This is a genomic window from Paenibacillus sonchi, assembly GCF_016772475.1.
GTDB lineage: Bacteria > Bacillota > Bacilli > Paenibacillales > Paenibacillaceae > Paenibacillus_AQ > Paenibacillus_AQ sonchi.
Map to the genome: position 1 here is coordinate 2,864,431 of NZ_CP068595.1, position 19,642 is coordinate 2,884,072.

General features: G+C 52.3%; 17 protein-coding genes and 1 pseudogene. 15 read left to right on the plus strand and 3 right to left on the minus strand.

Going from position 1 to position 19,642, the window contains the following annotated elements:
* Positions 1 to 57 precede the first annotated feature (57 nt).
* The 4 genes from JI735_RS13070 to JI735_RS13085 are packed head-to-tail and all read left to right on the plus strand — an operon-like array spanning position 58 to position 3,569.
* A complete protein-coding gene (locus tag JI735_RS13070) occupies positions 58 to 999 on the plus strand; it encodes an aldolase (protein WP_202677453.1) in 942 nt (313 codons plus the stop codon).
* The gene (locus JI735_RS13075; protein ID WP_039838274.1) at positions 996 to 1,301 is read left to right on the plus strand and encodes a lasso peptide biosynthesis PqqD family chaperone; all 306 of its coding nucleotides are present in this window, start codon (positions 996 to 998) and stop codon (positions 1,299 to 1,301) included. The genes JI735_RS13070 and JI735_RS13075 overlap by 4 nt, the downstream gene beginning before the upstream one ends.
* Positions 1,298 to 1,756, plus strand: coding sequence for a lasso peptide biosynthesis B2 protein (locus JI735_RS13080; RefSeq protein WP_039838275.1), 459 nt, complete (start codon positions 1,298 to 1,300; stop codon positions 1,754 to 1,756). Before JI735_RS13075 ends, JI735_RS13080 begins: the two co-directional genes overlap by 4 nt.
* A 13-nt stretch (positions 1,757 to 1,769) precedes the next feature.
* Positions 1,770 to 3,569, plus strand: coding sequence for an ABC transporter ATP-binding protein (locus tag JI735_RS13085; RefSeq protein ID WP_039838276.1), 1,800 nt, complete (start codon positions 1,770 to 1,772; stop codon positions 3,567 to 3,569).
* 630 nt (positions 3,570 to 4,199) lie between these two features.
* Here the strand turns inward: JI735_RS13085 and JI735_RS13090 are convergent.
* A complete protein-coding gene (locus JI735_RS13090) occupies positions 4,200 to 5,384 on the minus strand; it encodes a nucleotidyltransferase domain-containing protein (RefSeq protein WP_039838277.1) in 1,185 nt (394 codons plus the stop codon).
* Between the two features lie 265 nt (positions 5,385 to 5,649).
* On the opposite strand from JI735_RS13090, the pseudogene JI735_RS35650 reads away from it, so the two are divergent.
* The 6 genes and pseudogenes from JI735_RS35650 to JI735_RS13120 all read left to right on the plus strand — a co-directional run.
* Positions 5,650 to 6,323: pseudogene (locus JI735_RS35650) on the plus strand (DUF1186 domain-containing protein); the annotation flags it as partial.
* A 36-nt stretch (positions 6,324 to 6,359) separates the two neighbouring features.
* Positions 6,360 to 6,521 carry an SEC-C metal-binding domain-containing protein gene (locus JI735_RS37310; RefSeq protein ID WP_325175622.1) on the plus strand — a complete coding sequence of 54 codons (162 nt, stop codon included), beginning with the start codon at positions 6,360 to 6,362 and terminating at the stop codon, positions 6,519 to 6,521.
* A gap of 477 nt (positions 6,522 to 6,998) precedes the next feature.
* Positions 6,999 to 8,234: an MFS transporter gene (locus JI735_RS13105; protein ID WP_202677455.1), complete on the plus strand. Its 1,236-nt coding sequence runs from the start codon at positions 6,999 to 7,001 to the stop codon at positions 8,232 to 8,234.
* 24 nt (positions 8,235 to 8,258) lie between these two features.
* Entirely contained in the window at positions 8,259 to 9,206 is a 948-nt protein-coding gene (locus JI735_RS13110; protein ID WP_039838281.1) for a phosphotransferase family protein, read from the plus strand.
* Between the two features lie 108 nt (positions 9,207 to 9,314).
* Entirely contained in the window at positions 9,315 to 9,755 is a 441-nt protein-coding gene (locus tag JI735_RS13115; protein WP_020426152.1) for a HEAT repeat domain-containing protein, read from the plus strand.
* An 89-nt stretch (positions 9,756 to 9,844) separates the two neighbouring features.
* Complete coding sequence (locus JI735_RS13120; protein ID WP_051052188.1) at positions 9,845 to 10,441, plus strand: hypothetical protein; 597 nt, start codon at positions 9,845 to 9,847, stop codon at positions 10,439 to 10,441.
* 190 nt (positions 10,442 to 10,631) lie between these two features.
* Here the strand turns inward: JI735_RS13120 and JI735_RS13125 are convergent, their stop codons facing one another.
* A complete protein-coding gene (locus JI735_RS13125) occupies positions 10,632 to 12,173 on the minus strand; it encodes an acetate--CoA ligase (RefSeq protein WP_051052190.1) in 1,542 nt (513 codons plus the stop codon).
* 547 nt (positions 12,174 to 12,720) lie between these two features.
* Here JI735_RS13125 and JI735_RS13130 point away from each other — a divergent pair.
* The 3 genes from JI735_RS13130 (at position 12,721) to JI735_RS13140 (ending at position 15,640) form a co-directional block, all read left to right on the plus strand.
* Complete coding sequence (locus JI735_RS13130; protein WP_039838283.1) at positions 12,721 to 13,941, plus strand: IS110 family RNA-guided transposase; 1,221 nt, start codon at positions 12,721 to 12,723, stop codon at positions 13,939 to 13,941.
* A 329-nt stretch (positions 13,942 to 14,270) separates the two neighbouring features.
* The gene (locus tag JI735_RS13135; RefSeq protein WP_039838284.1) at positions 14,271 to 14,795 is read left to right on the plus strand and encodes a GNAT family N-acetyltransferase; all 525 of its coding nucleotides are present in this window, start codon (positions 14,271 to 14,273) and stop codon (positions 14,793 to 14,795) included.
* A 128-nt stretch (positions 14,796 to 14,923) separates the two neighbouring features.
* Positions 14,924 to 15,640 carry a stalk domain-containing protein gene (locus JI735_RS13140; protein WP_039838285.1) on the plus strand — a complete coding sequence of 239 codons (717 nt, stop codon included), beginning with the start codon at positions 14,924 to 14,926 and terminating at the stop codon, positions 15,638 to 15,640.
* A gap of 79 nt (positions 15,641 to 15,719) precedes the next feature.
* Here JI735_RS13140 and JI735_RS13145 read toward each other — a convergent pair whose 3' ends face one another.
* Positions 15,720 to 15,845, minus strand: a complete 126-nt coding sequence (locus tag JI735_RS13145; protein ID WP_074084383.1) for a DUF4023 family protein — start codon at positions 15,843 to 15,845, stop codon at positions 15,720 to 15,722.
* Positions 15,846 to 16,289: 444 nt separating this feature from the next.
* Here JI735_RS13145 and JI735_RS13150 point away from each other — a divergent pair, with 444 nt between their 5' ends.
* Entirely contained in the window at positions 16,290 to 18,116 is a 1,827-nt protein-coding gene (locus JI735_RS13150) for a sensor histidine kinase (protein ID WP_039838286.1), read from the plus strand.
* Entirely contained in the window at positions 18,109 to 19,635 is a 1,527-nt protein-coding gene (locus tag JI735_RS13155; protein WP_039838287.1) for a response regulator transcription factor, read from the plus strand. The genes JI735_RS13150 and JI735_RS13155 overlap by 8 nt, the downstream gene beginning before the upstream one ends.
* Positions 19,636 to 19,642 lie beyond the last annotated feature (7 nt).

Below are 19,642 nucleotides of genomic sequence, written 5' to 3' on the forward strand. Positions count from 1 at the left end.
TATCCTTTTACAGCAGTCTCCCGAACCCGGGCAAATCGAAGATATGGAGTGAATCGCATGGCGAGTACCGTTCAAGGTTTGGCTTACAAAGCATTTGGTCTGCACATCCACAGCGAATTCCCGTTGCCGGAACTTCCGCTTACCGGTGAGCCTGGGCTTATTGGCAGTGTATCGGTGATTCAGGGAGATTTGAAAGAACGCTGGGAAGCTATTCCGAAGATCACGCCGAGTCTTGGGGTATCCGGGCATGAGGTCATGTTCGAGTCTAAGGATACAGCCATCTTTGCTATTCAGGACGGCAATACGATTACAGTATCACCGGCACCCGGTGCAGATCCGGATTGTATCCGTCTCTTCATTCTGGGAAGCTGCATGGGGATTCTGCTGATGCAGAAACAGATTCTTCCGCTTCATGGAAGCGCGCTTGTTATTGATGGCAAGGCCTATGCACTGGTTGGGCGTTCAGGGGCAGGCAAATCCACGCTGGCCTCCTATTTGATGGATCAGGGAAATCCGCTGATCAGTGACGACGTTATTCCCGTTATGGTGCACAATGGCTATCCATTTGCCGTTCCAGGTTATCCGCAGCAGAAGCTGTGGCAGCAGAGCCTGGACTATTTGGGAATGAATTCGTCCCTCTACCGTCCGCTGTTTGAGCGGGAAACCAAGTTTGCCGTACCGGTGCATGACCGCTTCCACGGTGAACCTCTGCAGCTTGCAGGGTTGTTCGAATTATCGGCGGCCCCGGAGGCTCCGGTCAGCCTGCAGCCGATTCAAGGCATGGAGCGGTTTCACACGTTGTACCATCATACCTATCAAAGAGCGATTGTGGACCGGATCGGAATCCGCGAGTGGCATTTCGGCATGCTGGCTTCTTTTGTGGGCCGGCTGCCCATGTACCGGCTGACCCGGCCTGAGCAGGGCTTCAGCGCTCCGCAGCAAACGTCGCTTATTCTTGAAGCATTGCAGCAGCAACAAGTGAAGGAGATGAACTCATGAATATGAATACGGCGGATGTCTTGTCCCTCGAATCAGTGCTGGTACAGCGTGAGGGGAATATTGCCAGCAATATGGACGGCGAAAAGGTTATGCTGAATGTAAAAAACGGCAAGTACTACAACCTGGGTGAGGTTGGCGGAGAAATCTGGACGGCGCTGGCGTCGCCTGTAACCGCTGGCCGGGTGGTGGAGATCATCCGGGAGACTTTTGAGGTTCCGGAGGAGATTGCCCGCCAGGATGTATTTGCTTTTTTGCAGAGCCTGCTGGATGAGGATCTTGCGGGTATTGTAAGCCAGCCATGATGACCTTACGGCGCATACGCCTGCTGCTGACGGTAGATAAAGCCGCCTTGGCGCTCATTCCCGAGGCGCTTTGGAGGCTTTTTCTCGTTCGGATTCAACTGTTGTTCCCGTTCGCCAAAACAGCTCCGCAGCTGGGCATACAGGCGCAGGAAACGCCTATGATATCCAAGGAGGGCGATGCCGCCCGCATTCGGCATGTCACCAAGGCGATCCGTGTCATGAGCCGCTTTACGCCCTGGAAAAGCACCTGCATGGTCAGAGCGGTAGCGGGACTCAAAATGCTTGAAAAACGCGGGATTGAGAGCACTTTGTACATGGGGGTTGCCAAGGACAAGCAGGGCCGGATGATTGCCCATGCCTGGCTGCGCAGCGGGTCTTATTATGTCTCGGGCGATGATGCCATGAAGGGCTTTGTAGTGGTGGAGAAATTCGCCAAAGTGTTACATGCCGATTGATCGAGGTGGTTCCATGCAAGCGATAATGTATTACATCCGGCAGCTTCAGCGCTTGTCCGGAGTCAAATTGTATCTGAATCTGCTCGGTATGGTGATCAGCGGCCTGCTGGAGAGCTCTGCCGTACTGCTGCTGGTGCCCATGCTGGGCATGGCTGGGATTCAGCTTGGCGGGAACGCAGCAGGCATCGATCTCCCTATGTTAGATTTCATATCGGAGCTGCCGCAGACCTCTGCGCTTGCACTGGTGCTTGGCGCGTATGTATTTATTGTACTCTGCCAGAATCTGATCTCCCGTTTTGTCGCCATCCGGAACGTGGACATTCAGCAGAGCTACAGCCGGCAGCTGCGATATGAAGTGTACGGCGCACTGCTGCGGGCCGAGTGGTCCTTTTTTCTGAAAAAGCGTACTTCGGACCTCATTAATGTAATGACGACTGAGCTCGCGAGGGTGCTTGCGGGAATCAGCAGCTTTCTGCAGTTCCTGACTTCGCTGCTGTTCACGCTCGTACAGATCGGCTTTGCGTTCTGGCTGTCTCCCCAAATGACTCTGGCCGTCCTGGTCTGCGCCGTTCTATTGTCCGTATTCTCCCGTCGTTTCATCCGCAAGGCGAAGAGGCTGGGCAGCCGCAGCTCCGAGCTGGGCAAACAGTATCTGGCCGGGATTACGGATCAATTGAACGGCATCAAGGATATCAAAAGCAACAATCTGGAGGGTTCCCGGCTGAGCTGGATGCATGAATTCACCGATGAGGTCAAAAAAGAGCAGCTGGATTATACGCGGCTGCGCACGAATTCCCAACTGTTGTACAAAATGTCGTCCACGCTGCTGATAGCGATGTTCATCTTCGTGTCGTTCCGCTTCCTGCATGTGGAGGGACCTTATCTGCTCCTGGTCATTCTGGTGTTCGCCCGTCTGTGGCCAACCTTCTCCTCCCTTCAGACCCTGCTGGAGCAGCTTGCTTCCGTGCTGCCTTCCTTCAAGATCCTGCAGCAGCTGCAGGAGGAATGTCTGCAGGCTGCGGAGCATGGCGCACACGGTGAATCCGGTGCTGTGGCTGCTCCAATGACATTGAAGCATGGTCTCGAAGCCCGTGATGTAAATTTCCGCTACAACCCGCAGGAGGAGAATTATTCACTGCGCGGTGTGGACGTGGTGATCCCGGCGAACCGCATGACAGCCATTGTAGGGCGTTCAGGTGCGGGAAAAAGCACGCTTGTGGACCTGCTCATGGGACTGATGCAGCCGGAATCGGGTGAGATTCTGGCAGACGGAGAGCCGATTACAGGGGAGAGGCTTCTGCCTTACCGGCGTTCCATCGGCTATGTAGCGCAGGACCCGTTTCTGTACAACGCGACGATCCGTGACAATCTGACGATGATCAAGCCGGATGCGAGCGTGGCTGAGCTGTGGGAGGCGCTGGAGTTCGCCTCGTCGGCTGACTTCGTCCGCAAGCTGCCGCAAGGACTCGATACGCTGCTTGGCGACCGCGGCGTCCGCCTCTCCGGCGGAGAACGGCAGCGCCTCGTGCTGGCGCGGGCGATTATCCGCAAGCCGTCGATTCTGGTGCTGGACGAAGCGACGAGTGCGCTGGATACCGAGAACGAAAAGCGGATTCAGGAGGCGCTGGAGCGCCTGAAAGCAACAGTTACGGTCATCGTCATTGCGCACCGCCTGTCGACCATCCGGGGCGCCGACCAGATCCTGGTCATCGACCAGGGCCGGGTCATCCAGCAGGGAGTGTATAGTGGCCTGGCCTCCGAAAAAGGCGGCATGTTCAGCCGCCTGCTCAGCAGCCAGGAAGAGGCGATGTAGCCTATGTAATGGATATTAGAAGGGCCGGCTTAGCTGGTCCTTGATTGCATTTTGTGCAATAGATTCCGCTTCAAAGGGAGCAGAAATTGCATTCTATTGCACTTTGTACAATCAAATGAGGACAAATGGCCTCAAAAAGGCAAAAGTAAAGGATTCTGCTGCACGAAGTGCAATAGAATCCTTTTTTGCGTGCGGAAAGTTGAAATCTGCTGCACATTCTGCAATAGATGCGGCAGGGACGTCCGCCTGGCTGCATTTTCCGCGATCCGCGTGCCGATTTCCACGCGCCAGTCGCCTGCCTTCCGCTATAGTTGTATTTTCTACAGTTAGAATAAGCTGTAAAGGCTTATTTCAAGATATAGTTGTAGTTTGTGCAATTAAAAACGATGAAATGAGGCCGGTTAGTCGGTATCAGCCTATGTAAGTGTACAGAATGCAGTTACAGCCTCGCTGCCTCAATAAAGTGAAGTTTTAACTGTACAAAGTGCAATTCAACCACTTACTAAGGGCATCGACGCGATTGACAGCGGAGTATGTCCCGCCCACCCGGCCTCGAAGCCACGAAGGCCAGTCGTCCGCGCTCGAAGCGGCTAAGCCCAGGCCGCTCCAGCCTTCTACCCCTGAAGCCGCCTATTTCTCCTGGCCGCTCACCTTGCGCCATGTCCACAGAAAGGGGCGCAAAGGGAAATAAAGCACATGCAGCGGCTTTGGCAGCGGCAGTGTCTTGGCATCCACCGCATAAGGGTACAGGAAGCCGGCTACATACAAGAACTGATGCCAGCGCGTCAGAATTGCCGGTTGATAATATTTGTAATGCCGCTCGGCCTCAGGCTCTAGGGGAGGATTATGGAGATTGATCATACGCGCCACATAGAAAAGTGCCAGCTGGGCAATCCGCCGGGCCTTAGGCCGCTTCGTGAAGCCCTCCAGGGCGGGCTCAACCGGCGCTGCCAGCAGATCGGCAGCCAGAAGCAGCGTCTGGCCGCCAACATCGGCGTAATTATACTGCTGTATGAGTCCGGCCAGTTTGCCGGAGTCGGGCTTTTGCAGCAGCAGCTGACGGATATCCAGCAGCCATCTTAGCCTCGACCAGCCGTGGCGTGCGCCATGGGCCGCCAGAAAAAGAAACAGGTCTTCGCTGCCCAAATAATGAACATTCTGCCCGAAGTGGCTGCTGGTCCGCGCACATTTCCACAGCTCGTCGAACTCCGGTTCCTTGGAAGGGCCAGGGCTTAGGCGCCAATGCACCTCCACCTTAATTCCTTTGTCCGGGTGATTGAACGTGGTATGATGCTCCCGCCATTTCCAGTCCCCCAGTATACTTTCGAAATCTTCCTCCTTCACATAGCCGAGACGGACCAGCAGCGCTTCGGTTTCGGCCAGTTGTGCCATCGGCACCAGAAAATCAAGGTCACGGGAGGTCCGCAGAGAAATATCGCCGTACAGCTCCTGGGCAAGCACCGGTCCTTTCAGGAACAGGGAGCGTATTTGCAGCTTGGCAAGCTCTTCCCCGAGATAGCCCATTTCCCCGCTGAGCTGGAGCATCTGAACGGTGTTTTTCCGGTACTCCCATTTCAGGCGCTGGGTAACCGCAGACGGCACATGTTCTTCACGCATCCGGCTAAGCTTAGGATATATATAAGGAAATACACGATGATGCAGGGACAACCGTACCCATAGCTCCCAGTCGATATCCGTGAATAATTGCGGATTCCGTTTTGCCGTTTCATCGATGTCATCAGTTTTGAGCACTTCAAGAAGAAGCCTCAGTTCCTTGGAAAAGCCTTTTTTATCCAGGGCATACCCGTCAGTCATAGGAAATCTCCTTACTTGGATTTGTACAGCTTCCTTCAAAAAAATGTTCGGTTTAAAGAACGCACTGTGAGCGTACCATCGAAACCCGAAATTTGTCAATTTCCCGGCTGATGCCAAATTTAACATCCTGAATTCCTGCGGAATCCCTCTAGAAAGTATATAACATTACAGATAGACTATTGACGCAGGCAGCGTGGTTGATAGACTAGGAAGAGTACTTAGAATACCAGGATAGGCAATATATCTTTTCCCTGGAGGGATCAATATGCAACATCTATTAGATTCTATCAAATACAACAAGGATCGCCGGTTTCCCCGCGAAGAGCTTGAGGAGATCATCAGCAGAAAAGAGGAGGCCATTCCCCATCTGCTGGAGATTATGCGTGAACTTCAGGCACATCCTCAGTTGGCGGAGGACCCGGCGCGATTAGATTTTATGTACTCTGCTTATCTGCTTTCGCAGTTACGTGTCACGGCATTATTCCCTATTCTGGTTGAGCTTTTCTCGCTCCCGGAGGAATTATTAGATATGATCTTCAACGACATTCTGACGGATGCCGGAGGAAGGATGCTGGGATCAGTCTACGATGGCGACCTTTCTTTGTTGAAGAGGCTGATCGAAAATGGAGAAGCCAGTGAATATGCCCGGGGCAAGGGCTTCGGGCGCTTACTATCCTCGTATATGAGGGCCAAATCTTAAGGGAGACGGCAATAGGCTATGTGAAAGAGCTGCTGACAAGTAAACGTGTGGATTCTGATTACTATTTTAATGCGGAAATTGTGTGCGCTGCAGTTGATTTGTATCCCGAAGAAGTATACGCAGATATCGAAAAGCTGTATAAAGATGAGGCACTTGACCCCTATGTCATCCTTCTGGATGAGGTGAAGGCCACCCTGCAAATGAGTCAAGCCGAAGCGATGCAGCGCAAAAGTACCCAAGAGTCTTATCAATACATTAATGATATCCATGCCGAGATGGAAAACTGGGTGTGCTTTCAACCGGAAAGCTCAGGGAAAATAGAATTGCTAGGCGATCTGTTAAAACAAAAGTCAGTTAAGGTCGACCCAAAACCCGGACGTAATGACCCATGCCCTTGTGGAAGCGGAAAAAAGTATAAGAAATGCTGCGGGAAATAGGAGGATGAAATAGCTCATTGCCCCCAGGCTCGACGAGAGACGGAGAACCGGGGGCAACGAAGGGATAGTACTAAGAAAAATTCTAACTATATAAAGCGAACTTGAAAAACTAACAAAAGGGAAAGGGATGGAGGGGAAGTTTGGAACTGTAGGAGCGAATGCGTCCGCCTAAAAGCTTTCCGTAGGAAAGCTCTCTATCTTCAGCATAGGCAGTCTGCGGATTTCCACCGCGAACAGCGGTTTATATCAAGAAATCTGCAGATGGGCAGCGGCCGGAAGTCCAAACATTCTCCGTAGTCCCGACGAAGTCCCTAATGAAAATATTTAAGTTCACACCGCAACCTCAACATTCGTTACACATACCCTGGTCAGCCCCTCATATCCTGAAGTCCGGAAGAGCCGTTTCCTTTTCCAAAACTCCCCAATCTATGCTAAAATAGCTGCAAAATATCCGGAGATAGGAGTGTTCCTCTGCCCATGCCTTCGAACTGGAAAAAGAACATTGTGCTCTTTCTGACCAGCCAGACAGTTTCTTTATTCGGCTCTTCATTGGTACAGTATGCGATCCTCTGGTATATCACACTGAATACCCAGTCCGGTCTTATGATGACGATTTCGATTCTTTGCGGGTTTGTGCCGACGTTTCTGCTGTCTCCGTTTGCCGGAGTATGGGCAGACCGGTACAGCCGCAAGCTGCTGATTATCCTCTCCGACTCCTGCATTGCGGCTGCGACGCTGGTTCTGGCGCTGCTGTTCCTGATGGGCTATGACGAGATGTGGCTGCTGTTTGTGGTGTCTGCGGTGCGGGCACTCGGAACTGCGGTGCAGACACCGGCTGTAGGTGCAATGCTGCCCCAGCTTGTGCCGGAGGAGCACCTTACGAAGGTAAACGGAACCAATGGGAGTATTCAAGCTCTAATTATGCTGCTGTCCCCGATGCTGAGCGGCGCGCTTCTCACCGTGGCTTCCATCGAGGTAATCTTTTTCATCGACGTGATTACGGCGGCGCTGGCGGTGGCTGCGATGCTGCTCTTTGTGAAGGTGCCGCTGCATGCCAAGGCTGCCGGAGAACAGACCCTGAGCTATTTCAACGACATGCGGCTGGGCTTCAGCTATATTAAGCAGCATAACTATATCCGTACGTTTTTTATGTTCATGGCCTTTTTCCTTGTATTGGCTGCCCCGGTTGCTTTTTTGACCCCGCTGCAGGTCACACGGACCTTTGGCGATGATATTTGGCGGCTTACGGCGATCGAAATCGCGTTCTCCATCGGGATGATGCTTGGCGGTCTGATCCTGGCCGGCTGGCAGGGCTTCCGCAACAGAGTGTATACGATGACGATGTCTTCACTCGCTATTGGAGTATTCACGTTTGCACTGGGCGTTATTCCCGTGTTCTGGATTTACCTGCTCTTTATGGGGCTGGTTGGTCTGGCGATGCCATTCTTCAATACCCCGTCCACCGTGCTGCTGCAGGAAAAGGTGGAGCCCGATTATCTGGGCAGGGTATTCGGCGTGCTGGGCATGATCTCAAGCTCCATGATGCCGCTCGGGATGCTGATCTTCGGACCGCTGGCCGATGTGGTGAAAATTGAATGGATGCTAATGCTCACGGGGCTGCTCATGTTCATTCAGGGCTTTTTCCTATTGGGCAGCAAAGTGCTGGTAAAAGCCGGTGAACCTGTGCCGGCGGAACCGGACGCAAAGCAGTGAAATGCAAGGAGGCAGAACATAATTATGGAAGATCTAAGCGGAATACCGGGAGCAGAGTCGTGGACAACGGTGGAGCCGGTGCTGAAAGGCTGGTCGAGTGACCGGAAGTTCTACGTTCAGGACCAGGCGGGGCGCAGGCTGCTGCTGAGACTCTCGGCAGGCAATACGTATCACCGTAAACAGCAGGAATATGAAGGCATTCAGCGGTTTAACGGGCTGGATTTTCCGATGTCCCGGGCTGTCGATTTTGGATTATGCGGTGTAGGCGAAGACGGGGAACAGTCCGTTTATATGCTGCTTACATGGGTGGATGGCGTTCCGCTGGAGGAGTGTTTGCCTGGACTGCCGCCGGAGGAACAGTACCGTCTGGGTGCAGAGGCCGGAAGAATATTGAAGCAGATGCACATAATCCCGGTTGAAGAGGAACTGCCTCATTGGGAAGCAGACATGCAATCCAAAATCCTCTCAAGAATCAGGGAATACGAAGACTGTCCCTATCACCTGGAGGGGGATCAGCAAGTGACCGCCTTCGTCAGAGAGAATATCGGCCTGATCCATAACGTGGAGAAGGTGTACCATCACGGCGACTTCCATGTCGGCAATTTGATCTACACCCCTGAAGGTAAGATAGGTGTGATCGATTTCAACCGCTGGGATATTGGAGATTATGCGGAGGAATTCTATAAGCTGCAGATATTCGACAGAGAGTGGAGCATCCCGTTTGCAGCAGGCAAGCTGGAGGGCTATTTCGGCGGACCGCCGCCGGAGGCCTTTTGGAAAAGACAGGCACTGTACGTGGCGTATACTTCACTGTATTCCATCAAGTGGTCGATTCCCTACGGCGCAGCCGATATTCAGGACATGATGGACCGCTGCCGCCTTGCGCTGAAGGATTATGATAATTTCCGGATATATATTCCCCGGTGGTATCCGGGAACCGACAGTAATATTTTGTCCAAAAGATTGAAATGAAGGAGTCCGGTACGGTAGAATTGCATTTATAAGCTGCGCCTTGGTTGGTTCATAATCCCGGGCCTGCGATACAACCAGCAGATTTAACCAAGAAGGGGATTGTAACGTTTGAATAATGAAGAATTGAACAACGGGCTGCCGGAGAATTATGAGGAACTGAAGAAGGCTGCCGGACGCTCCGCCGATTGGAGAGCGCGTCTTGAGGCCGTGGAGGAGCTTGGCCGCTTCAACCACAAACAAATTATTGATATTCTGAATCGCCTGATGGTCAGCGATCCTGTATATACCGTTCAAGAAGCTGCATACGAGAAGTTGAAGGCCTTCGGTGAAGAGGTTACAGTGCCGTCGAAGAACAAAGCCGAGCTGTTCAGAGGCATTTCCAAGATTGTGCTGCGCATCAAGAAGAGTCTTCCGCGGGACCATTCGTATGAAGAGTTCAAGGAGAAGCTGAAGAAGATGCGGATCGACGTCTACGACGCTTACGAAGGCGAGAAAGGCGAGAACTTTGACGCCTGGCTGCACAAATTATGGGCTTCGGCCACAAAATAGGTCATGCAATAGAGCGGAGTGACGGGGAAATTCCCTATCGTTCCGCTTTTTTAAATGACTCCCAAATCCAAGCAAGCAAAGGAGATCACATGTATAAATCTTCAGCTACTGAATCATTAACGCGGTTATTTCAGGAATATCTTGAACTGTCTGCCCGATTGCGCCCCGGCTATACCGCCAGCTTAGGGAGCGGGCAAGGAGAGGGGCAGCCTGCGGTCAGCGACATCGTGCCGGATGCGCCGAAGCTTTTGCAGGCCATTTACAGCCAGGTTTCCGGTACAAGCAGCGACGAAGAAGAGCCTAGTCTGATCGAGTTCATTCCGGGCTACCGGCTGATTCATATTCAGGAGTATGCGCAGGAAATCAAGGTGCTGGAAAGTATTCTGGAGGAAAAGGGCTACAGCGGCGGCGGAACTGTGCTGCCCGTTCTGACCAATTACGGAAGTGATTTTATCTGTTATTACCAAAGCGAGGACGGAACAGAGCGGATCTGCGATCTGCTGCATGACTACGGCGACCTGGTTGTGATGTACGATTCCCCGGAGAAGTTCCTGGAGACTCTGTGTGAATTCTACAAGCAGGAAGTTTATTTTTTGGATGAGGAAGGTTATCTGGACTGCGATCTGGTGCTGGAAGGGGAAGTTGGGGCGGCACTGAATCCGTCGGCACACTATTGGTCGGAGTAGTTTATGAAGTACCGCAATCTGTGCAGGCTTGCTGCTGGTGCCTGTGATGAAGCAGCGCGGACGAACGCAGCAGACGAAAATTTCAATTCGTTAATTAGAGCCATTCAGAAATATAAAAAGGCATAAGTAAGGGTGTCATCCAGAGGATGGCACCCGTTTTATTGAGTATTCTCCGTGTCTGCCGCAGCTGTTATTCCTGCGCAGCCTTCTTTTCCTGCTCCCGCAGTTCCACGCGCCGGATCTTGCCGGAGGCGGTTTTGGGGAGATCCGCGATAAATTCAATTTTGCGCGGGTATTTGTAAGGCGCGGTCCATTCTTTGACATGGGACTGCAGCTCTTTTACCAGTTCAGGTGTACCGGCACTGTGGTCCTTCAATACAACAAAGGCTTTAACCACCGAGCCGCGAATTTCGTCAGGGCTTGCTACCACGGCGCATTCCTTGACCAGTGCATGTTTCATCAGGGCTTCTTCCACTTCAAACGGCCCGATGGTATAGCCTGAGCTGATGATGATATCGTCGCCCCGGCCTTCGAACCAGAAATAGCCGTCCTCATCCTTGCGCGCCCGGTCTCCAGTGACAAAATATTCGCCATGGGAGCAGTTCACCTTGCGTTCAGGGTCCTTGTAGTAGTTCTTGAACAAGGCTGGCATGCTTAAGTGTACGGCAATATCTCCTACGACGCCCGCAGGCAGGGGGTTTCCCTCCCCGTCAATGACCTCGACAATGCCTGGAGCGATGGATTTGCCCATGGAGCCGACCCGGATCGGCTGATCCTTGAGCGCCGCGATGATCAGTGTGCTCTCCGTCTGCCCGTAGCCGTCACGGATGGTAATGTCAAAATGCTCCCGGAAGGTGTTGATGACCTCCTGGTTCAGCGGCTCGCCTGCAGATACGGCGCAGCGCAGCTTCGACAGATCATAACGCGCCAGACCTTCAGTTTTGGCCATCAGGCGGTACTCGGTCGGCGTGCAGCACAATACCTGGATGTCTTGATCCTGGAGCAGCTGCAAATAACGGTCGGGGTGGAACGGCCCATTGTAGACAAAGCCGGTTGCACCGTTGCCGAGAACGGTCAGGAAAGGACTCCAGATCCATTTCTGCCAGCCCGGTGCGGCTGTGGCCCAGACTGTGTCGGATTCCCGGATATCCAGCCACAGGGACGACACAATTTTCAGGTGGGCATATCCCCAGCCGTGCGTGTGTACCACAGCTTTGGGATTGCCCGTGGTGCCTGAGGTATACGCCAGAATGGCGATATCGTCGCGGCGGCTGGCAACGGCTGGGAAGGATTCCGGCTGGCCTTCCATCAGGCCCTCCAGGCCGGCCCATCCGCTGCCAAGCTCTTCTTCATTGCCGCCAACAGCGAGACGGTAATCGAGCGCAGGCAGATCCTCGGTGATTTTATTGACTTCCCCGGTCACTTCAGACCAGACAATGACGGCTCTGGCTTCAGAATGGCGCAGCCGGTAGGCCAAATCCTTGGCCCGCAGCATTTCGGAGGAAGGAATGACGGCAAGCCCCAGCTTCAGGCAGGCCAGATAAATAACGTAGGCAATAATGCGGCGCGGGACCATAACGAGCACACGGTCGCCCTGCGTAAGGCCCAGCCCGGACATTCCGCCCGCCAGGCGGTTGGCCTGCTTCATGAGCTCACCGTAAGTGATTTCTTCGTAATTTCCGTTCTCCTGCAGCCACTTAAGCGCAATCTTATCGGCTGGATGATGCTCCATTTCCGAAGTGAGATTGTAGAATTCAGGTGCAATCCACTGCTGATTGTCCAAATGAATCTCTCCTAATGTAAACGTGATGGTTTTTTTCAATAGGTATAGTATAGCACGTTATCCTAGTACCAGATGCTAAACTGGAGGAATCATAGTAGAGAATGTTCTGTGTCTATTTTTTCGGCTGTATGAAGATACGGCTCCTCAAGTGCCTTTGAAGGAGTATACGTTCTAAGTGATTGCACTTTGTGCAATAAAAGCTGGGCAATCTGCGGCGAATCGCGATCAGTTGTATTTCGTGCAATAGACATCCATGCCGCCGCGCGGCACCCAAGAAGGATGAAAATGGGTAGGTGTCGAAGTCTCTTTTTACGGCTGGCGAAGAGGGGTCGAGTAATCTTGGTGCCTTGAGCCCGTGCAATAGACAGACCTCAGCAACTCTGGTGCACCTCAGATTGTTGCTCCACTTGTGGAAGCACGAAGGATAGATTGCTTCATTCATGTTGCTGCACCAGCCCCATCCCCACCCTACACCGCCGTAGAAGGAGGTAACCCGATGGATGTTGTGTATAGCCATTGCTGTGGGTTGGACGTCCATAAAAAAAACGTCGTGGCCTGTGTCCTCACTCCCGAAGGGAAGGAAATTCGTACATTTGCTACCCTGACCGACGATTTATTGCAGCTGATTGACTGGCTCAAAAACAAAAAATGTACCGTGGTCGCCATGGAAAGCACTGCCTCGTTCTGGAAACCCATCTTTAATCTACTGGAACTGGAGGAGATCCAGCCACTCGTGGTCAACGCCCAACATATTCGAAATGTGCCAGGACGTAAAACCGACGTGAAGGATGCTGAATGGATCGCCAGTCTCCTCCGTCATGGTTTGCTGAAAGGCAGCTATATCCCCACCCGGGAGCACCGGGAGTTGCGTGAGCTCATTCGCTACCGCCGCAGTTTAATTGAAGAACGGTCCCGAGAAGCAAACCGGATTCAGAAAGTGCTAGAAGGTGCGAATATAAAACTCTCCTCCGTGATCCGCGATGTGCTCGGGAAATCGGGGCGCGCGATGCTGGACGCGATGATTGCTGGGGAAGAGGATCCTGTGGTGCTATCTGAATTTGCTCAGAAACGAATGAAGAGCAAGAAAGCCGAGTTACAGCGCGCCTTACACGGCCTGATGGGTCCGCACCAAAAGCAAATGCTGCAAATCCAGCTTAGACATATTGATTTTCTTGAAGCTGAGATCCTGACGTTAAATGCGGAGGTGAAAGCACGCATGTCCCCTTTTGAAGAAGACCTGGAACGACTGGATACCATCCCGGGCGTGGGGCGGAGCACCGCCGAACATATCGTGACTGAAGCAGGTGTGAACGTGCAAGAGCAATTTGGTTCGGCGGCCCGGCTTTGTGCGTGGGCAGGCCTCGCTCCAGGTCAAAACGAAAGCGCAGGAAAGCAGAAAAACGCTAAAACCCGAAAAGGCAATTCCAAGCTTCGAAGTGCATTAATTGAGGCGGCTAGAGCCGCCGCTCGAACCCAGGACACGTACTTGTCGAACATGTACAAGCGGCTGGCGGCTAGGCGCGGAGCCAACCGGGCGGCGGTCGCCGTCGCTCACCGTATTCTGTTCATTGCATACCATCTATTAACCAAGCAGCAAGATTACAAAGAACTCGGATCCAACTACTTCGAAGAGCGACAACGAGAGCATTCCATTCGACGATCCGTCAAACGATTAGAAGCTTTGGGCTGTAAGGTTACACTCGAATCTGTTGGTTGAGCACAGCTTTAACTCTCTATGGTAGCCCCTTTTTAAAAATAAGGGTAGAGGGGCTTGGTTTCGTATGGCCTTTAAAGCAACTTTGGTTTATTTTCAGGATAGATTTTTTGATTTTGCGCGGAATACACCTTTTTCGCCCGATTCTGCTGTACAGAGTGCAACAGATTCATTTTTCGTGCTGAAACCACTTGTCCGGAGCAACCTTCTATAATAATGGAATCAGTGTGCAGGGCTAACCTCCCCGCGATTTTACCAAGCCCAATTAAGGGTAAAATATATTAGGACCCTGAGCCAAGAAGCGGCAACGATCCAGAAAGAAGGGAAAGACTATGAACTCTACATCGTTTGACGAGATATATGCAATTATGGAGGCTTCCTTTCCTGACAATGAGTATAGAACCTATAGCGGACAAAAGGGATTGCTGAGCCTTCCCCGCTACCGGCTGTACACCGAGCGCAGTGCGGATAACCGCATCCTGGCTTTTCTGGCCGCATGGGAGTTCCCGGAGCTGAGGTTTGTTGAGCATCTTGCAGTCAATCCGGATATCCGCGGGGGCGGCATCGGCAAAAAGCTGATGCAGGATTATCTCGCTTACTCGGACAAACCCGTTGTGCTGGAGGTGGAGCCGCCGGTGAATGAGCTGGCTGCGCGCAGAATCGGCTTTTATGAACGGCTGGGCTTTCACCTGAATCCCTTTGATTATGTGCAGCCCCCACTGCGGAAAGGGCAGGCGGAGCTGCCGCTGCTGATCATGACCTATCCCCGTCCGGCAGCGCAGCAGGAATTCCGGCGGTTCCGGGATATCCTCTACAGCGAAGTCTATAACATACCGCATCCTGGCCGCCCCCGTTAACTGCGGATTGTGCTTAATCCTTGGAATTAGTTCTTTACAATCACGATACAAGTTGGAAACAAGTTCATGATTAAATGAATCTATAGCAAGGGATACACAACAAACGAACCTACAAGGAGACGATAATAATGAAAAGCAAAAAAATGATCATAGCAACCATGGTATTCGGAATGGCAGTCACCGGCTCAGCGGGGGTGTATGCAGGGACCAACCTGCAGAAGATCAGCGCCTACCTCAACCACAGCATCGGGTTCAAAGTAAACGGAGCCGCGTACACACCGGTAGACAATAATGGCAAGAAGCTTGCGCCAATCACGTATAATGACACAACTTACCTGCCTGTCCGTGCGATGGCGGATGCGCTCAAGGTGCCGGTAACCTTCGATCCCTCAACCAATCAGGTTGTACTGGGTTCTGGAGCGGGAACAACGACACCGGGTAGCGGTTCAGCGGTCACTTTAGCTGCCGTTCAATACAGTGCCGCCCAAAAAGAAGCCATCACCAAGGCGTTTTCCGCCTTCCAGGGCTTTGAAACTGCCTATGCGCCGCTGCAAATGACCAGTGGGGACAGCTTCCAGAAGGTGGCCGGAGGCTCCGATGGCGTCAGATTTCTCTTCAGCCACATGAGTGTGGACATTTCACCGCGGGATTACTCCTATGAGTACGATGGCACGACAGTAAAGCTTTCGACCGGGGCTGCCGGCAAATGGTATACGCCTTCGGATATCCCGATGCTGACCTTTAAGCTGGATGACCGTTATGTTACTCTCAGCTCGCCGGACAAAACGCTGAGCAAAGCCCAGCTTGAACAAGTAGCGGCAGGTGTAGCCAAACTAAGCAAATAACCAAATTGCTGCACAGAGCAGTGAAAAGGGGATGTCCGTCCAAGCCGACCGGCTTGCGGGCATCCCCTTATGATTTAGACTATTTATTTGTGCCGTGCTGCTTGGTGGCCAGTCTGGCTTCCGGTGAGCCTTTGCCGCGGCGTTTGTTTTTCTCCGCCTTCTTCATGTTCTCCTGAAACTTCTCCACGAACTCATGAGTGTCCATTGACATCCTCCTAAACGTTTTGCGAGCATCTGCTTCCCTGATATTGCTCCAAGCAAAACTCGCTTCGGAAGCATTTGCTCAAGTTTTCTCAGACCTGCTGTTACTGTGTCCACTTTTGCGGAGGATCATTCCTGGCTTGGCCGTGTCTGAACCTGGGAAATCCCGGCGTGTCCGGCTGTACCACAGCAGATTAGTTGAAAGCGTTTATCTTTAATTTGTACAGTAAACCTTTAGAATGTAACCTGTTTACACTTCTGGGCTTATCTTATTGTTGAAATAGAAGTAAGCCAAGCTTTCAAGTCTCCAGTGCAGACACCCGTCCTTGCACAAGAACAGCCCGGCCGCTCTTCCTGCGTGATATAATGTTGCAATCTGGTTAAAATATAGGGCTTAGGTGTTGGAATTTAAACATGAGGCTGCATGAGTAGGAGGAATAGACACATCATGCTGTTCCCGGGGAAATGGTACAAAAAGCATTTGAAGAACAATCTGTTTATGAAGATCATCCTGATCTTCTCCATTATAGCTGTGGTTACTACAATTACCTTCTCCTATCTGATGTTCCTTCTGATGTCGCAGTCTGTTGTGCAAAGACAGCTGGAAATCCAGAAACGGACCGTGGAGAGCGTAAATGACTATATGCAGCGCAAATACAATGCTGTGCAGACGATGATGCGCGATGTGTACCGGGACAGTGAACTCACGGCCAATACATCCTACCTGCTGGAGCATCCCTACCAGGATTATGTCACCTACCGGCTCGACCGGTATCTTAATGAGACGAGCACTACCACGGACAGCGTACAGTTTTTCCGCAACCAGCTGGAGGATGATCCCGATATCCGCAGGCTGCTGCTCTACAGTTCTGTCAAACAGCAGCTGTACGTATTTAATGACCGGGAGAATTTCAATATTATCTCCACCAACGCGGCGCATTCGCTGGTGCCGGATGCGTTGTACCTGGAGGAAGCCAGCAGTGTGACGCTGCCGAATATCTGGGTCCGCAAAACCATCTCCCTCTCCGATTCCCCCATGTTTTCCATCCGTGTGCCTATCAATGATAAGCAGTCATTGCGCAATATCGGCCAGCTGCTGGTCTTCTACGACGCAGATCATATCTGGAAGAGCATGGGGGATTACAAGGAGGATTTCAAAGGCGATATTATCGTGCTGTCGGCGGACAATGATGTATTGTTTGACAGCTCCGGGACATTCTATGGCAAGAAATATCCATATCCCGAGCAGATCGAAGCCATCTATGCGGATGGTGAAAAAGTGAACGGCATGCTGATTACGAAGCTGACGCATACGCAAGGCGGTTTTACCGTGCTCAGTGCGGTGCCGGAGCGGGAGCTTGCCGCAACTTACAGAGGCCTGCGCAACATGATTGTGATCATTTGCCTGATCTGCATCCTGTTCGCGGTGATTACCCCGTCGCTGTTCATCAGCAATTTTGCCACCCGGGCGCATAACATTATCCGCTTTACCCGCAAGGTAAAGAACGGAGATCTCGATGCCCGTATCGCGGATGTGAAGGAAGACGAGCTGGGCCAGATTTCCAAAAGCTTCAACGATATGCTGGACGAGCTGAACCTGTACATCGACAGGGTGTTTAAGGCGGAGATCAAGCAGAAGCACAGCGAGATTTCGGCGCTTGAAGCCAGGGTCAATCCGCATTTTCTCTACAATACACTTGAAGTTATCCGTATGCGCGCTATTTCACAGGGGGCGGCGGATGTCGGAGAGATGATCTACAGCTTATCCGTTTTATTCAAAAGCTATGTTCATCCAAAGGCGAAGCATACTATGAAAGACGAGCTGGAGGCCTGCCGGCTGTATCTGGAGCTGTTCCGCATCCGGTATAAGGACAAATTTTCTTATGAGCTGCACTGCCCCAAGGAACTGGAAGGACGGGTTGTACTAAAAATGTCGCTCCAGCCTATTGTTGAGAATTATATCCTTCACGGTATGCGGACAGACCGCAGTGACAACCATATCTCGGTTCATCTGGCGAAGGAAGGTGTGATTCTGCGCGCCGTGGTTACTGATAACGGCCGTGGCATCAAGCAGGAGCGGCTGGAGCAGATTCAGCACGATCTGGTGGATAAGGACAGCTCTTCAGAGTCCTTTGGCCTGCGGAGCATTAATGAGAGGATGAAGCTGCTGTATGGGGAACCGCACGGGTTAGCGGTTGATAGTGAAGAAGGCAAGGGAACGACTGTGACTGTATGTTTCCCGGATCTGGGTGAGGAGGAGCCAACCTATGTATAAGGTATTCATAGTAGATGATGAGCCCTTTATCATTGAGGGTCTGTATGATATTGTCGATTGGGCCGGAATGGGCATGGAGATTGTGGGCAGGGCGGAGAATGGGCAGGAAGCGCTGGAAGCTCTGACCTCGCTCCGCGCGGATATTCTGATCACCGACATCTCCATGCCGCTGATGAACGGGCTGGATCTGATCCGTGCTGTCCGCAAGCTGCAGCCGGGGATGAAGGTGATTATCCTCAGCGGGTATGATGAATTTGGCTATCTCAAGGAAGGAATGACGCTCGGCATCGAAAATTATCTGCTCAAGCCGATCAATCTGGAGGAGTTCAAGGCTACACTGAGCAATACCGTGGAGAAGCTTCATATGAGCAGAGTGGAAGATGAGCTGAATGCGCAGAGTATTTCTATATTAAGAGACAACATTATGCACCGCTGGCTCCGGGAACAGATTGGGGCGAATGAATTCCGGGAGCGCTCAGAGCTGCTTGGCATACAGCTGGACAAGCCGCTGCTGCTGGTTGCACTGCTGCGGCCGGGGAAGGGGGCTGCCGGCGGGGAGTTTTTGAAGGCGGTTTCGGAAGCGCTTGTGGACAGCAGCTCCACCATTCTTTTTCAGGATATGGAAGGAAATACGGTGCTGCTGCATGGCTTAAGTGAATACCAGCGCGGCAAGGAGGAGGTTGACCGCTGCCATGGGCGGCTGGCGAAGCAGTTGTCTTCCTTTCAGCCGCTGTGCTTCTCGCTGGGTTCTGTTGTGGAGACAGAAGGGGGAGCGGCACAGAGTTATGTCCAGGCGAAGAAAGCCCAGGAATATTTCATGCTTTTTCCGGAGCGGACCGTGATCCGCTATGAGGAGATTGAGAGCCGCAGTGAAGCTGCCGGGCGGGAGGTTACGCATAACTGGGAGCAGGTGCAGAAGCTGATTCTGGCCAAGGATAAGGAAGGGCTGCTGCAGCGGATTGACGAGCGGTTCGAGCAGCTCCGGCATATGGAAGGTGTCACCCCGGAGATCCTGCAGGATTTCTCCATGGAATGGTTGATCCGCTTCAAGATGCAATTGAAGGAAATCAGGCACTGTGAAGAGCCGGAGCTGTACCAGGAGGGCTTCCGCAGACTCCGTGAGACGACCTCGATTCATGAATGGATTCATATTCTGAAGGAAGCCGCTGCGCTTACGATTGATCTGCTGATCCGCGATGTGAAAAGTCCGGTCGTGCAGCAGGTGCTGAATTTCATCCATGAATCCTACGCCGAGGATATTTCGCTGAAGACGCTCGGAGCACAATTCAACATTCACCCGGTATACCTGGGGCAGCTGTTCAGCAAAGAGGTGGGCGATACCTTCACGGAATACATCAACCGCTACCGGATTGAGAAAGCCAAGGAACAGCTGCGGGGAACCTCCTCGAAGGTCCACGAAATCGCCAGAAATGTGGGTTACTGGGAGACGGGATACTTCTATAAGCAGTTCAAGAAATATGTAGGAATTTCCCCCACTGAATACAAAGGACTTGTATAGCGGCTGT

What these genes read in the sequence shown, in the direction of transcription:
- JI735_RS13075 (WP_039838274.1), top strand. Translation starts at nt 996, where the DNA reads ATGAATATGAATACGGCGGATGTCTTGTCCCTCGAATCAGTGCTGGTA.
- JI735_RS13130 (WP_039838283.1), top strand. Translation starts at nt 12,721, where the DNA reads ATGGATGTTGTGTATAGCCATTGCTGTGGGTTGGACGTCCATAAAAAA.
- JI735_RS13120 (WP_051052188.1), top strand. Translation starts at nt 9,845, where the DNA reads ATGTATAAATCTTCAGCTACTGAATCATTAACGCGGTTATTTCAGGAA.
- JI735_RS13090 (WP_039838277.1), bottom strand. Translation starts at nt 5,384, where the DNA reads ATGACTGACGGGTATGCCCTGGATAAAAAAGGCTTTTCCAAGGAACTG.
- JI735_RS13105 (WP_202677455.1), top strand. Translation starts at nt 6,999, where the DNA reads ATGCCTTCGAACTGGAAAAAGAACATTGTGCTCTTTCTGACCAGCCAG.
- JI735_RS13070 (WP_202677453.1), top strand. Translation starts at nt 58, where the DNA reads ATGGCGAGTACCGTTCAAGGTTTGGCTTACAAAGCATTTGGTCTGCAC.
- JI735_RS13150 (WP_039838286.1), top strand. Translation starts at nt 16,290, where the DNA reads ATGCTGTTCCCGGGGAAATGGTACAAAAAGCATTTGAAGAACAATCTG.
- JI735_RS13080 (WP_039838275.1), top strand. Translation starts at nt 1,298, where the DNA reads ATGATGACCTTACGGCGCATACGCCTGCTGCTGACGGTAGATAAAGCC.
- JI735_RS13155 (WP_039838287.1), top strand. Translation starts at nt 18,109, where the DNA reads ATGTATAAGGTATTCATAGTAGATGATGAGCCCTTTATCATTGAGGGT.
- JI735_RS13145 (WP_074084383.1), bottom strand. Translation starts at nt 15,845, where the DNA reads ATGGACACTCATGAGTTCGTGGAGAAGTTTCAGGAGAACATGAAGAAG.
- JI735_RS13125 (WP_051052190.1), bottom strand. Translation starts at nt 12,173, where the DNA reads ATGGAGCATCATCCAGCCGATAAGATTGCGCTTAAGTGGCTGCAGGAG.
- JI735_RS13135 (WP_039838284.1), top strand. Translation starts at nt 14,271, where the DNA reads ATGAACTCTACATCGTTTGACGAGATATATGCAATTATGGAGGCTTCC.
- JI735_RS13110 (WP_039838281.1), top strand. Translation starts at nt 8,259, where the DNA reads ATGGAAGATCTAAGCGGAATACCGGGAGCAGAGTCGTGGACAACGGTG.
- JI735_RS13085 (WP_039838276.1), top strand. Translation starts at nt 1,770, where the DNA reads ATGCAAGCGATAATGTATTACATCCGGCAGCTTCAGCGCTTGTCCGGA.
- JI735_RS37310 (WP_325175622.1), top strand. Translation starts at nt 6,360, where the DNA reads ATGGAAAACTGGGTGTGCTTTCAACCGGAAAGCTCAGGGAAAATAGAA.
- JI735_RS13140 (WP_039838285.1), top strand. Translation starts at nt 14,924, where the DNA reads ATGAAAAGCAAAAAAATGATCATAGCAACCATGGTATTCGGAATGGCA.